This is a genomic window from Promicromonospora sp. NPDC052451, from assembly GCF_044547525.1.
Taxonomy (GTDB): Bacteria; Actinomycetota; Actinomycetes; order Actinomycetales; family Cellulomonadaceae; genus Promicromonospora.
On sequence record NZ_JBIUAP010000001.1, the window covers coordinates 270,019 to 283,266 of the forward strand.

Annotated in this window: 11 protein-coding genes and 1 riboswitch; of the genes, 8 read left to right on the forward strand and 3 right to left on the reverse strand. The window is 73.3% G+C overall.

Annotated elements, in window-relative coordinates; translation table 11 throughout:
- The first annotated feature begins 203 nt into the window (after positions 1 to 203).
- Positions 204 to 968, forward strand: coding sequence for a TetR/AcrR family transcriptional regulator (locus ACIG47_RS01165; RefSeq protein ID WP_397429273.1), 765 nt, complete (start codon positions 204 to 206; stop codon positions 966 to 968).
- On the forward strand, positions 965 to 3,667 hold the full coding sequence (locus ACIG47_RS01170; RefSeq protein WP_397429274.1) for a PEP/pyruvate-binding domain-containing protein: 2,703 nt from the start codon (positions 965 to 967) through the stop codon (positions 3,665 to 3,667). The genes ACIG47_RS01165 and ACIG47_RS01170 overlap by 4 nt, the downstream gene beginning before the upstream one ends.
- A 21-nt stretch (positions 3,668 to 3,688) precedes the next feature.
- Here the strand turns inward: ACIG47_RS01170 and ACIG47_RS01175 are convergent, their stop codons facing one another.
- Positions 3,689 to 4,549: an SDR family oxidoreductase gene (locus ACIG47_RS01175; RefSeq protein WP_397412259.1), complete on the reverse strand. Its 861-nt coding sequence runs from the start codon at positions 4,547 to 4,549 to the stop codon at positions 3,689 to 3,691.
- Between the two features lie 146 nt (positions 4,550 to 4,695).
- Between ACIG47_RS01175 and ACIG47_RS01180 the strand changes: the two genes are divergently transcribed.
- From ACIG47_RS01180 to ACIG47_RS01190, 3 genes are all read left to right on the forward strand, one after another.
- Positions 4,696 to 5,382: a PAS and ANTAR domain-containing protein gene (locus ACIG47_RS01180; protein ID WP_397412261.1), complete on the forward strand. Its 687-nt coding sequence runs from the start codon at positions 4,696 to 4,698 to the stop codon at positions 5,380 to 5,382.
- A gap of 72 nt (positions 5,383 to 5,454) precedes the next feature.
- On the forward strand, positions 5,455 to 5,856 hold the full coding sequence (locus tag ACIG47_RS01185; RefSeq protein WP_397412263.1) for a DUF6766 family protein: 402 nt from the start codon (positions 5,455 to 5,457) through the stop codon (positions 5,854 to 5,856).
- Positions 5,853 to 6,698, forward strand: coding sequence for an endonuclease/exonuclease/phosphatase family protein (locus ACIG47_RS01190; RefSeq protein ID WP_397429275.1), 846 nt, complete (start codon positions 5,853 to 5,855; stop codon positions 6,696 to 6,698). The genes ACIG47_RS01185 and ACIG47_RS01190 overlap by 4 nt, the downstream gene beginning before the upstream one ends.
- A 15-nt stretch (positions 6,699 to 6,713) precedes the next feature.
- On the opposite strand, the gene ACIG47_RS01195 is transcribed toward ACIG47_RS01190, so the two are convergent.
- Both ACIG47_RS01195 and ACIG47_RS01200 read right to left on the reverse strand, forming a co-directional pair.
- Positions 6,714 to 7,124 (reverse strand): VOC family protein, encoded by a 411-nt coding sequence (locus ACIG47_RS01195; protein WP_397429276.1) that lies wholly within the window; start codon positions 7,122 to 7,124, stop codon positions 6,714 to 6,716.
- Between the two features lie 117 nt (positions 7,125 to 7,241).
- The gene (locus tag ACIG47_RS01200; protein ID WP_397429277.1) at positions 7,242 to 7,622 is read right to left on the reverse strand and encodes a hypothetical protein; all 381 of its coding nucleotides are present in this window, start codon (positions 7,620 to 7,622) and stop codon (positions 7,242 to 7,244) included.
- Positions 7,623 to 7,810: 188 nt separating this feature from the next.
- Between ACIG47_RS01200 and ACIG47_RS01205 the strand changes: the two genes are divergently transcribed.
- From ACIG47_RS01205 to gcvT, 3 genes are all read left to right on the forward strand, one after another.
- A complete protein-coding gene (locus ACIG47_RS01205; protein WP_397412271.1) occupies positions 7,811 to 8,716 on the forward strand; it encodes a LysR family transcriptional regulator in 906 nt (301 codons plus the stop codon).
- Positions 8,717 to 8,780: 64 nt separating this feature from the next.
- A riboswitch (glycine riboswitch) is annotated at positions 8,781 to 8,897 on the forward strand.
- A gap of 126 nt (positions 8,898 to 9,023) precedes the next feature.
- Complete coding sequence (gene gcvP / locus ACIG47_RS01210) at positions 9,024 to 11,987, forward strand: aminomethyl-transferring glycine dehydrogenase (protein WP_397429278.1); 2,964 nt, start codon at positions 9,024 to 9,026, stop codon at positions 11,985 to 11,987.
- Between the two features lie 87 nt (positions 11,988 to 12,074).
- A complete protein-coding gene (gene gcvT / locus ACIG47_RS01215) occupies positions 12,075 to 13,244 on the forward strand; it encodes a glycine cleavage system aminomethyltransferase GcvT (RefSeq protein WP_397429279.1) in 1,170 nt (389 codons plus the stop codon).
- Positions 13,245 to 13,248 lie beyond the last annotated feature (4 nt).

The window sequence follows — 13,248 nt, forward strand, 5'->3', positions numbered from 1 at the left end:
GTGTAGACGATGTCTACCGAGAGTGACTGACTCCCGCGAGGGTGCTTCGTCAGTGGTGGTCGAAGGTTCCACAGCTCGCGCCCCGCTCCGAACCGGCAGGTCACGGGCGCATTGACGGTCTCGGCGCGTGGAGGCTACCGTGCAGGCATGACCAGATGAACGAATCTGGTCATATTTTCAGAGTCGACGGGAGGGGCGACGGCTTGGAGGCCACACAGACCACCAGGCGCCCGGCAGCCGCGCGCCGGCGTGCCGAGCGTGCAGAGCGGATCCTCGCCGCGGCCACGGAGCTGGTTCTCCGCTGGGGCTACGACAAGACCACCATCGATGATGTCGCCCGGCTCGCCGGAGTCGCCAAGGGCACCATCTACCTGCACTGGAGCAGCCGCGAGGAGCTGTTCGCCGCGCTCATGCGGTGGGATCGGGCCCAGATGATCGGCGCGGTGCGCCGGGAGCTGCGGGATCATCCGGAGACCGCGACCCTCCCTGGTCTGTTCGGTCACCTGGCGCGCGAGATCCACCGCCGCCCGCTGCTGCAGGCCGCGCTGGTGCAGGACTCCGCCGTGCTCGGCAAGCTGGTGGCCCGCAAGCGCACGAGCACCACGACGCCCGAGATGGTGGTCCCGTTCGGCGAGTACCTCGCCACGCTCCGGGAGCGCGGCCTGGTGCGTGCCGACCTGGGCGTCGAGGACCACCTCACCCTTGTCGCGGCCGCGCTGCACGGTTCCCTGTTCTCCCTGCGGATGATGCCCGACTCCCTCCGGGTGTCCGACGAGCGTGCCGGCGAGCTCGTCGGCGACATGCTCGCGCGGGCCCTCGCCGGGGACCGTGAGCCGTCCGAGGCGGACCGTGCCGCCTGCGCGGACGCCACCCGCCAGTTCGTCGACCGGGCCTACGCGGTGGCGCGGGCCAAGCTGCGGGAGTCGCTCGGCGACGACCTTCCGCCCGATGAGGAGGAGACCTCGTGAGCACCGACGTCACGCACTCGTTCACGCTGCCGCTGGCGGACCCCGGGGCGGCGGCGCTGACGACCACCGGCGGCAAGGGATCGTCGCTCGCCCGCCTCGCCGCGGCCGGGCTGCCCGTGCCCGGCGGGTTCCACGTCACCACCGACGCCTACCGCGCGGCCGTCGCGGGTGCGCCGCAGCGGGAGATCGTCGCGGCGACCCGCGACGTGGACCCCGAGCGACCCGAGACCCACGCGGTCGCCGCGGCCCGGATCGCCGCCGTGTTCGCGGCCCTGGAGATCCCGGGGGCCGTGGACGAGGCCGTCCGGGCGGCGTACCGGGGCCTGCACGGCGCGGCCGCTCCGGCGCCCGGCACACCCGCCACGGCCGACGGCACACCCGCCATGGCGGACGGCGCACCCACCGCCCCGGCCGCGTCCGCCGGGTCCGCCGCACCCGCCGCACCCGCCGCGGCCGGCGACGCCGGCCCGTTCGTCGCCGTCCGGTCGTCCGCCACGGCCGAGGACCTGCCGGGCATGTCCTTCGCCGGCCAGCAGGACTCGTTCCTGAACATCCGGGGCGAGGACGCGCTGCTCCGCGCGGTACGCGACTGCTGGGCGTCCCTGTGGACGGCGCGCGCGATCGGGTACCGCGCGCGGCACGGCATCCCCGCCGACGAGGTCGCGCTCGCGGTGGTCGTGCAGCTCCTGGTCGACGCTGACGCAGCGGGCATCCTGTTCACCGTCGACCCGATGACGGGGTCACGGGACCGCGTGCTGATCAACGCGGCATGGGGCCTGGGCGAGGCGGTGGTCGGCGGGCACGTCACGCCGGACACGTTCCTCGTGGCCCGGGTCGGTGGAGCGGTGGAGCGCACGGTGAGCACCAAGGACGTCCGCACCGTCCGGACGGCCGGCGGCACACGGGACGAGCCGGTGCCCGCCGCGCTCCGGGACAGCCCGTCGCTCACCGACGAGCAGGCGGCGGGTCTCGCCGCGCTCGGCGTCCGCATCGAGGAGCTCTACGGCGCGCCCATGGACGTGGAGTGGGCGCTGCACGACGGTGTCCCGGCCGTGCTCCAGGCCCGGCCCGTCACCGGAGCGGCCGGTCAGGCGCCCGTGACGGAGGTGTGGAACGACAGCCTGCTCGGCGACTTCCTGTGGACGAACGCGAACCTGGGCGAGGCCCTGCCGAGCGTGATGACGCCGCTGACCTGGTCGCTCGTGCAGATCTTCATGCGGCACGCGATGGCCGAGACGGACATCGGTGTGCCGGCCTACGGGACCATCGGCGGCCGGTTCTACATGAACCTGAGCACCACCGAGACGGTCGCCCGCGCCCTCGGGATGCAGAAGACGATCGACGCCGCGTACCGGGAGGTGTTCGGGCGGCTCCCGGGTCAGCCGGAGATTCCCGTGGCCCCGATCGGCCGCGGGGCGCTGTTCCGCCGGCTGCTGCCGATGGTGTGGCGCAACCTCACGTCGCTGGTGCGCGACGTGCGCGCGCTGCCGAGCTTCCTGGCCACCGCGGAGGAGCGGGGCACCGCCCTGCGCCGGCGCGCGGCCGAGACGGCCGGGCGGCAGGAGCTGGCGGCCTTCTGGCGCAGGGAGCTCGGTCCCTACCTGGTCGAGTCGTCCCGGGCGCTGCGCGGGGCGAGCCGGCAGGACGGCACGGCGCTCCTGACCTTGCGCAGGGACCTGAGGCCGCTGCTCGGTGACGTGGACACCGAGACGCTGACGTCCGGGCTGTCGACCGGTACCCGGGGGCTGGCCAGCATGGACACGCTGCTCGGCCTGCGGCGGGTGGCGCTGGGCGAGCTCGACGCGGAGACCTACGTGTCCCGCTACGGGCACCGGTGCGTCGACGAGTTCGAGGTGTCCGTGCCGCGCCCCGCCGAGTATCCGGACTGGCTCGGCCGGCAGCTCGCCGCGGCGGCGGAGACCGACGTCGACGCGCTGCTCGCCCGGCAGGAGGAGGCTCGTGCTGCCGCATGGGCACGGCTGGAGCAGCGCTCGGCCCGCACGGCGGCGTCCGTGCGGAAGAAGTTCGACCGGTGGGCGCGGAACGCGCGCGACCGCGAGATCGCACGCTCCGAGGTGATCCGCACGTTCTGGGCGCTGCGCGTCTTCGCGGTGCGCGCCGGCGAGCTCACGGGGCTGGGCGACGACGTCTTCTTCCTCGACGTCGGCGAGCTGCTCCAGGTGCTCGACGGCGGCGCCCCGCCCCGTGAGCGCGTCGCCGTCCGCCGGGCCACGTACCAGCAGTACCGCGACCTGCCCGCCTACCCCGCCGTGATCCGCGGCAGCTTCGACCCGGTGCGGTGGGCGGCGGACCCGGCGCGCCGTACCGACGTGTTCGACGAACACGGCGAGGCGGCTCCGGCGAGCGACGTGGTCCGCGGGTTCCCCGGTGCGGCGGGTGTGGTCGAAGGGGTGGTCCGGGTGGTGCCCTCGGTGGACGACGGCGCCGCGCTGCAGCCGGGGGAGATCCTCGTCACGACCGTGACGAACGTGGGCTGGACACCCCTCTTCCCCCGCGCGGGCGCCGTCGTCACCGACGTGGGCGCACCCCTCTCGCACGCCGCGATCGTGGCCCGAGAGCTGGGTATCCCCGCCGTCGTGGGGTGCGGCAACGCGACCATGCTGCTGCACACCGGGGACCGGGTCCGCGTGGACGGCGAGCACGGGACGGTCGAGGTCCTGGCGCCGGCGGCGGGCTAGACACCGGGCTAGAACACCGGGCTAGAACACCGGGCGACCGCCCGTCACACCCAGCACCGTGCCGGAGACGTACGACGCAGTCACCGGCGACGCCAGGAAGACGAACGCGGGCGCCACCTCGGCCGGCTGCCCGGCACGGCCGAGCGGGGTGTCGGCGCCGAACGACGCGACCTTCTCCTCGGGCTGCGTGGCCGGTTGCAGGGGAGTCCAGATGGGACCCGGGGCCACCGCGTTCACGCGGATGCCGCGCGGCCCGAGCTCCGCGGCGAGGTTGACGGTGATGTTGTTGATGGCCGCCTTGGTGGCGGCGTAGTCGAGCAGCGAGGTCGACGGCTGGTAGGCCTGGATCGACGAGTTGTTGATGATCGCGCTGCCCTCGCCGAGGTGCCCGAGCGCGGACTGCGTCAACCAGAACAGCGCGTACAGGTTGGTCTTGAGCACTCGGTCCAGCTCGTCGGTGGTCACGTCCTCGACCGACTCGCGCCGCGCCATCTGGTACCCGGCGTTGTTCACCAGCACGTCCAGGCCGCCCAGCTCCCCGGCGGCGCGATGGGCGACGCCACGCGCCGTGGCCTCGTCCCGCAGGTCGCCCGGCAGCAGGGCGCACTGCCGGCCTGCGCGGTGCACCCATTCCGCCGTCGTCCGTGCGTCCTTCTCCTCCTCCGGGAGGTAGGAGAGGGCGACGTCGGCGCCCTCGCGGGCGAAGGCGATGGCGACCGCCCGCCCGATCCCGGAGTCGCCACCGGTGACCAGCGCCTTGTAGCCGACCAGCTTCTCGCTGCCGACATAGCTCGCCTCGCCGTGGTCCGGCGTGGGCACCATCCGGTCGGTCGTACCGGGCGGGTCCTGCTGCTGCGGGGGAAAGGGCTGGTCCTGGCTCATGGAGTCCTCCGTCGTCCTGCGGGCATATCCAACCGACGCGACGGCCACTTCTCGACCTGCTGTCCACGCTATCCGTGCCGCTCATGGGTCGCACGTCCCGTACTCTTCGATCACCATCCGCGAACCTGCCCCCTGGGAGGAACCTCGTGAGCTCTGGACAGCCACCTGTCGAGCGCGTGTTCGACGGCGCCATCGAGGAAGCACTCGTCGGCGGAAGCCGTCCTCCCGTCGGTCGATACCGGCTCGACCTGGCGACGGGAGAGTGGGCGTGGTCCGACGAGGTGTACGTGATGCACGGGTTCGAGCCTGGGCAGATCGTGCCGACCACGCCGCTCATGCTGTCCCACAAGCACCCGGACGACAGGGCCCGCGTGGACGGGGTCCTGCGGCGTGCTGCCGAGACCGGGCAGCCGTTCAGCTCCGTGCACCGGATCCGGGACGCGCACGGTGCGACGCGGACCCTGGCCGTGACGGGCCAGGGGCGGCGTGACCCTGCGACGGGGCGGGTGGTCGAGCTGTTCGGCTACTTCATCGACGTCACCGAGTCGCACCGCGAGGCCGCGGCACGTGAGGCGACCGCCTCGATCCAGGCGTCGGCCGAGCGCCGGGCGGTGATCGAGCAGGCCAAGGGCGTGCTCATGGTGGTGTACGGGATCGAGGAGGAGGAGGCGTTCGAACGCCTGCGGCAGGCGTCCAACCTGGCGAACATCGCCGTGCGGGACATCGCGCAGACCCTGGTGCGCCTCTTCTCCGGGCCCGGCGTGACCGTCTTCCCGACGCAGGAGGCGATCGACGCGTTCCTGAGCGACCCGGTTCTGCCGGGCGTCGACTGACGTACCGGCCTACGTTGGGGGGACAGGCGTCCCACGTGCGGGGACGCCCACCGGCGACGGCCAGGAGGCGTGATGAGCGACGCGAGGACCGACGAGGCGAGATCTCGTCCGGTGTTCTGGAAGGCCTACTCGTTCGGACTGGTCACCGGGGCGTTCTTCCTGGTGTCCTGGGTCGGACAGTTCGTGTTCCAGGCGATCAGGTTCGGCAACGAGGCGAGCGACCAGGGGCTCCCGTTCTCCTGGGTCGAGTACTGGCCCGACTTCCTCGCCTCGACGTTCGAGAACTGGCAGTCCGAGTTTCTCCAGCTCATCTGGCAGGCGGCGGGGCTCGGACTGTTCTACTTCTGGGGTTCCTCCCAGTCGCGCGAGGGTGACCAGCGTCTCGAGGCCAAGGTCGACGCGCTGCTCCGGGAACGCGGGATGGACCCGGTGGAGATCGACCGGCAGACCCGCAAGATCGCAGAGAGCGAATGACGCAGGTGCGCGTCGCCACCTTCAACGTCCAGCACGGGCTCGGCCCGGACGGCCGCGTCGACAACCACCGCCTGGCGGACGCCGTCGCGGCGCTCGACGCCGACGTCGTCGCGCTGCAGGAGGTGGACCGGCGGCAGGCGCGGTCCGGGGGAGTGGACCAGGCCCGGCTCTGCGCGACGACGGCGGGCGCGGTCGACCACCGGTTCCTGCCGGCGCTCACCGGTCCCTTCCGCTACCCCGGCGTGCGCCGCCGGGCCCGCGCCGCGGAGCCTCCCGAGACCCCGGGCTACGGCGTCGCCCTGCTCTCCCGCTTTCCCGTGCGGCACTGGCGCGTGCTGCTCCTTCCCCCGGCCACGCCGTGGGTCTGGGGCCGGGTGCAGCTCGGCGCCGACGAACCCCGGGTGGCGCTCGCGGCGCAGGTCGACGCGCCGTCGGGCCCGCTCACGGTGGTCTGCACGCACCTGAGCGTGTACCGGTTCCCGACCGTGACCTGGGCGGGCGGCCTGGCGCGGCGTGCAGCCGGGTACCGCCCGGGGAGTCCCGGCGAACGGCACGCGGATCGCCAGCTCGCCCGCCTCCGGCAGTGGCTCACGGCACTGTCCCGGCCGCTGGTCGTGCTCGGGGACTTCAACCTCCGTGCACCGGCACCCGCGGACCTCACCGGGTGGCGGTCCCTCGCCACGGCCGACACGTTTCCCCGCCACGACCCGCGGTTCCAGATCGACCACATCCTGCTGGACGAGGCGCCGGGCGAGAGCCGGGTCCGGCCCGTCGCCGGCCGTGCGGTCGACACGGGCGTCTCGGACCACCGGGCCCTCGTGGCGGACCTCGACGTCCGCTGAGGCGGCCGGCCGAGGTCAGCCGACGAAGACGCAGAACGGATGTCCCATCGGGTCCCCGAGGACGTGGAGCGGCTCGTCCGGGTCGTCCGACCGGTCGTGGAGGAGGGTCGCACCCAGGGCGACGGCGCGGTCCCGTGCCGCCGCGAGGGCGGCGACGTCGGGCACCGTGGTGTCGAGGTGGAGCTGCTGCGGCACGCCGGGTTCGGGCCAGGTGGATCGTGGCAGCTCGTCGACCTGCTGGAACGCGAGGGACACGCCGTCGTCGTTCCGCAGGACGAGCCAGTCGCGGCCCTTCGGGTCCGGCTCGCCCTCGGGCGGCGGCTCGTCACCCGGACGGTAGTGCAGGCCGAAGAGCTCCCGGTAGAACTCGGCGAGAGCGCGGGCGTCGGTGGTGTCCAGCACCACCTGTCGGATGCGCGGGTTCATGGTTCCAGCGCACCACGTCCGGCGCGGGACGCAAGGTCGCTCCGCGCCGGACAGGGAGCCGGGCGACCCCGGACAGGGCCGGGCGACCCCGGACAGGGCCGGGCGACCCCGGACGGGTCAGGCGGCCTCGGCGTAGGCCCGGTGCGTCACGACGGGCCGCTCTGCGGTCTCCGCCGGCTCTCGCTCCGCGGTGTTCTCGACGACGGTGTTCTCGACGACGGACAGCGTGGCCGCCTCGCCCGCCGCGCGCCGCTTGGCGCGGAACACGGTGAAGAGCGCGTTCGCGCCGATCAGGATGGCGGCGATGTTGGACGCCGCGGACGGCCAGATGCCGTTCACCGCCGCCACGGTCAGCAGTGTCCCGGCCGCCAGCACGTTCGTGCACTGGAACGCGAGCGAGTCGGCGCTCCAGCGCCCGCGGCTGACCATGGCGTAGGCCACGAGGCCGGCGAGAGCGCCGACCCAGCCGAGGGCGGTGACGACCAGCATGAGGGACATGGTGATACTCCTGGGGATGTGGTTCGAAACGATTCGAGGATCGGCCGGAGGTCGAGTGCCGGGGATCCGTGCAGGGGTTCGGCGGTCTCGGTCCGGAACTGGTCCGCTCGCCGCCAGGATCAAGCATGAGGCACACCCTGCGTTCAGCACAATCGAATGTTCGTGACTCCGGGATGTAGCATCGCTACATGGCCACCGACCCGCGAAGACTCGCTTTCCTGCTCGCCGTGCACCGCGCCGGAGGGGTGCTCGCAGCAGCGGACCTGCTGCACGTCACCCCCTCCGCCGTCTCGCAGCAGATCGCCCGGCTGGAGGCGGAGGAAGGCATCGACGTGTTGGACCGCGGGCCCCGCGGAGTCACCCTCACGCCGGCCGGCCGGGTGCTCGCGGAGGCCGCCGAGCGGATCGAGGCCGAGCTGGTCCAGGCCCGGCAGGCCGTGGCCGCCCTGGAGGGCGAGCTCACGGGCCGGGTGTCCGTCGGGTCCATCCAGACGGCGATCCGCACGGTGGTCGCGCCGGTGCTCGTGTCGCTCGGGGAGCGCCACCCGCACATCGAGGTCGACGTCCAGGAGTACGACCCCACCGACTCCGTCCGCCGGCTGCGGGCCGGTGACCTGGACGCGGTGGTGCTGGAGCGCGACGTCGAGGTCGACGCGCCTGCCCCGCGCGGTGCCCACGACGTGCCTCTGCTCGACGAGCCGTGGCGCATCGTGGTGCCGACGAGCCTGCCCGAGCCGGAGCGCCTCGATGACCTGGCCGCACTCACGTGGGTGGGCCCGCAGGCCGGGTCGGCGGCCGAGCGCGCCTCCACCCGCCTGGCGGCCCAGCTCGGCACGACGTTCGAGATGCGCCACTCCTACAACGACTTCGACACCGCGATCTCGCTCGTCGCCGCCGGTCAGGGCATTGCGATGCTGCCCGCGCTGGCCCTGCAGCAGGAGGTGCCCGACGGCGTGGCCGTGGTCGCCCTGGCCGGTCTCGGCTCGCGGCGGCTCGTGGTGCGGCACCGGCAGAACCGGCACGAACCCGGTCCCATCGTGCGCGCCGTCGTGGACGAGATGGTCGCCGCGGCCCGCGAGATCGACCTGGGGTAGCCGCTCCGGCCAGAAGGCGGCCCGGCTCACAGTAGGCTTGGCCGTACAACAGAACACGCCGCCATCAACCGCGACGGGAGAGTCCGGTCCGCGCCGCCGTCCCACGACGACGCCGCAGCCGGCGCCGAAGGAGCAAACCCCTCCCCGGGAATCTCTCAGGCCCCAGTACCGCCACGGTGAGGCAACTCTGGAAAGCGAGCCGTCCCGCCGTCGGGCAGGAGGGCTCCACCGACGGTGCAAGCCGGCGCGCCCCGTCCCGCGAGGGAAGGCGGACCGGCAAAACTCTCAGGTCGACGCGCTGCGTCCGATGACAGAGCGGGGAGGGACCGCAGTCGTCCCCACGCCCTCGGACAGCCAGGAGCCCGCCGTGAGCACGCCCCACAACCCCGACGTCTTCGCCGACCGGCACCTCGGCCCGCGCGGCCGTGAGGTCCGCACCATGCTGGACCAGCTCGGCATCGACACGATGGACACCCTCGTGGACCGGGCGGTCCCCAAGGCGATCCGCACCCAGGCCCCCCTGAACCTGCCGGCCGCCTGCACCGAGGCCGAGGTGCTCGCCCACCTCCGTGAGCTCGCGGGCAAGAACCAGGTCAAGACCCAGCTCATCGGTCAGGGCTTCTACGGCACGCACACGCCCGCCGTCATCCGGCGCAACGTGCTGGAGTCGCCCGCCTGGTACACGGCCTACACGCCCTACCAGCCCGAGATCAGCCAGGGCCGGCTCGAGGCGCTCCTCAACTTCCAGACCGCGGTCGAGGACCTCACGGGCCTCGAGATCGCCAACGCCTCCCTGCTCGACGAGGCGAGCGCCGTCGCGGAGGCCGTCGCCCTGATGTGGCGTGCCTCGCGCGCGAAGGAGGGCTACGTCGTCCTGGACGCCGACCTGTTCGGCCAGTCGCTCGCCGTCGCGCGCGGACGCGCCGAGGCGATCGGCCTCCCCGTCGTGGTCGCGGACCTCACGCACGGCCTGCGCGCAGGCCTCGACCAGGCCGTGGCGGACGGCGCGACGCTTCCCGCCGGCCAGCTCGTCGGCGTGGTGGTCCAGCAGGCGGGTGCGTCGGGCCGGGTGCTCGACGCGCGCGGCGTGGTCGCCGAGGCCAAGGAGGCCGGGGCGCTCGTCACCGTCGCGACCGACCTGCTCGCCCTGACGCTGCTGGTCAGCCCGGGGGAGCTCGGCGCCGACATCTCCGTGGGCTCCGCCCAGCGCTTCGGCGTCCCGCTCTTCTACGGCGGCCCGCACGCCGCTTACATGGCGGTGAAGAAGGGCCTGGAGCGGCAGCTCCCCGGCCGGCTGGTCGGCGTCTCGATCGACGTCGACGGCGCCGCCGGGTACCGCCTCGCCCTGGCCACCCGCGAGCAGCACATCCGGCGGGAGAAGGCCACGAGCAACATCTGCACGGCCCAGGCCCTGCTCGCCATCGTGGCCAGCATGTACGCGGTCTACCACGGGCCCGAGGGACTGCGGGCGATCGCCGAGCGCGTCCGGACCCGGGCCGTGACCCTGGCCGCCGCCCTGCGGACCGCCGGCGTCACCATCGAGCACGACACGTTCTTCGACACCGTGCGCGCCGTGGTCCCGGGCAAGGCCCAGGAGATCGCGCGGGCCGCCGCCGACGCGGGCTACAACCTCTTCGTGCCCGACGCCGACCACGTGCAGATCAGCACGGACGAGACCACGACGCCCGCGGACGTCGAGACCGTCGCGGCCACGATCCTGAACGTGCTGGGCCTGGCCCCGGCGCCCACCGTGGAGGCCGGCGGGACCCTGCCCGCCGAGCTGACCCGGACGACGGCGTACCTGACGCACCCGATCTTCCACAGCCACCGCTCCGAGACCAGCATGCTGCGCTACCTGCGCAAGCTCTCGGACAAGGACCTGGCGCTGGACCGCACGATGATCCCGCTGGGCTCCTGCACCATGAAGCTCAACGCGACCGCCGAGATGGAGGCCATCTCCTGGCCCGGCTTCGCGGACATCCACCCGTACGCCCCCGTCGACCAGACGCAGGGCTACACCGAGCTCGTCACCGCGCTGGAGGCCCAGCTCGCCGAGATCACCGGCTACGCCGCCGTCTCGGTGCAGCCCAACGCCGGCAGCCAGGGCGAGTTCGCCGGCCTGCTCGCGATCAAGGGGTACCACGCCTCCCGCGGCGAGGAGCACCGCGACATCGTGCTCATCCCGGCCTCCGCGCACGGCACCAACGCGGCGTCGGCGGCGCTCGCGGGCCTGCGCGTCGTGGTCGTGGCCACGGCCGACGACGGCGAGATCCTGCTCGACGACCTGCGCGCCAAGCTCGACCAGCACGGCGCCCAGGTCGCGGGCATCATGATCACCTACCCCTCCACGCACGGCGTGTACGAGGAGCACGTGCGCGAGGTCTGCGACCTGGTGCACGAGGCCGGCGGCCAGGTGTACATCGACGGCGCCAACCTGAACGCGCTGGTGGGCCTGGCCAGGCCGGGCGAGTTCGGCGGCGACGTCTCGCACCTGAACCTGCACAAGACGTTCTGCATCCCGCACGGCGGCGGCGGCCCGGGCGTCGGCCCGGTCGCGGTGGCCGAGCACCTGGTGCCGTTCCTGCCGGGTGACCCGACGCCGGGCCTGGACGCCGGCTCCGGCTCCGGTGGCACCCCGGTGTCCGCCACGCGCTACGGCTCGGCCGGCATCCTGCCGATCTCGTACGCCTACGTGGCCCTGATGGGGCCGGACGGCCTGACCGAGGCGACCAAGGCCGCCGTCCTGACCGCCAACTACGTGGCGAGCCGCCTCGACCCGCACTTCCCCGTGCTCTACACGGGCCCCAACGGGCTGGTGGCGCACGAGTGCATCCTCGACCTGCGCAAGATCACCGCCGAGACCGGGGTGACCGCCGAGGACGTCTCCAAGCGGCTCATGGACTACGGCTTCCACGCGCCCACGCTCGCGTTCCCCGTGCCGGGCACGCTCATGGTGGAGCCCACCGAGTCGGAGGACCTGGCGGAGCTCGACCGGTTCATCGACGCGATGATCGCCATCCGCGGCGAGATCGACGCCGTCGGCGCGGGTACCTGGCCGCGCGACGACAACCCGCTGCACAACGCGCCGCACACGGCGGCGTCGGTCGTGGCGGACGAGTGGGACAAGCCGTACTCGCGCGAGCTGGCGGCGTTCCCCGTCGCGTCGCTGCGCGCGACCAAGTACTGGCCGCCGGTGCGCCGCATCGACGGCGCCAAGGGCGACCGCAACCTCGTGTGCGCCTGCCCGCCGGTCGAGGCCTTCGCCGAGTGACCTGCCAGACCAAGCCGGGGTTGTCGGACGCCCGGGTCACCCGGGTGGCCCGCGCGTGCGACACGCCGCCGACGAGAGGATTGATCCATGGGTGAGGACCGCACGACCCCGCTCCACGACGAGCACGTGGCGCTCGGCGCCTCGATGACACCCTTCGGCGGCTGGCTCATGCCGCTGCGGTACACGTCCGACCTGGCCGAGCACCGCGCGGTCCGCGAGGCCGCCGGGTTGTTCGACCTGTCGCACATGGGCAACATCGAGGTGACCGGGCCCGACGCCGCGGCGTTCCTCGACCATGCGCTCGTCGGCTGGATCTCCAAGGTGCGCCAGATGGGTGCGCGCTACTCGATGATCTGCGCCGAGGACGGCAGCGTGCTGGACGACCTGATCGTCTACCACAAGGCCCCCGGCGTGTACTCGGTCGTCGCCAACGCCGCCAACGCCGCGCTCGTCCTGGCCGCCTTCCGGGAGCGGACGGCCGGCTTCGACGTGACCCTCGACGACATCCAGCCCGGCCAGGCGCTCGTCGCCGTCCAGGGGCCGCGCGCCGCGGAGATCATGCGCGCCACCGCCGGCCTCGTGGAGGACGCCGAGATCTCCGGCGGCACCGCGTTCGCCGACCTCAAGTACTACGCCTGCATGGGCATGCGGTTCGAGGGCGAGCCGGTGCTCGTCGGCCGGACCGGGTACACGGGTGAGGACGGGTTCGAGATCTGGGTCCCCGCCGGGCACGCCGTCGCCCTCTGGCGTGCGCTGCGCACCGCCGGCGAGCCGTTCGGCCTGGTGCCGGCCGGTCTCTCGGCCCGCGACTCGCTGCGCCTGGAGGCCGGCATGCCGCTGTACGGTCACGAGCTCGACACCACGACCACGCCCTTCGAGGCAGGTCTGGGCCGTGTGGTGCGCCTCGACAAGGAGACGGAGGACGGTACGCCGATCCCCTTCGTCGGCCGGGACGCCCTGGCGGCGCGCAAGGGTTCGGCGCCCGCCCGCGTGCTCGTGGGCCTGCGCGGCGAGGGCCGGCGCCCCGCACGCGCGGAGTACGACGTGGTGCTGCGAGGCGAGGGCACCGAGCCGGGCACGCGCGTGGGCCGGGTCACCTCGGGTGCTCCGTCACCGACGCTCGGCTACCCGATCGCGCTGGCCTACGTGACGCCCGAGGTGTCGGCCGAGGGCACCGAGCTCGCGGTCGACGTGCGCGGGCGGGCCGAACCGTTCGTGGTCGTGCCCGTGCCGTTCTACCGTCGTCCCCAGAACTGAACCC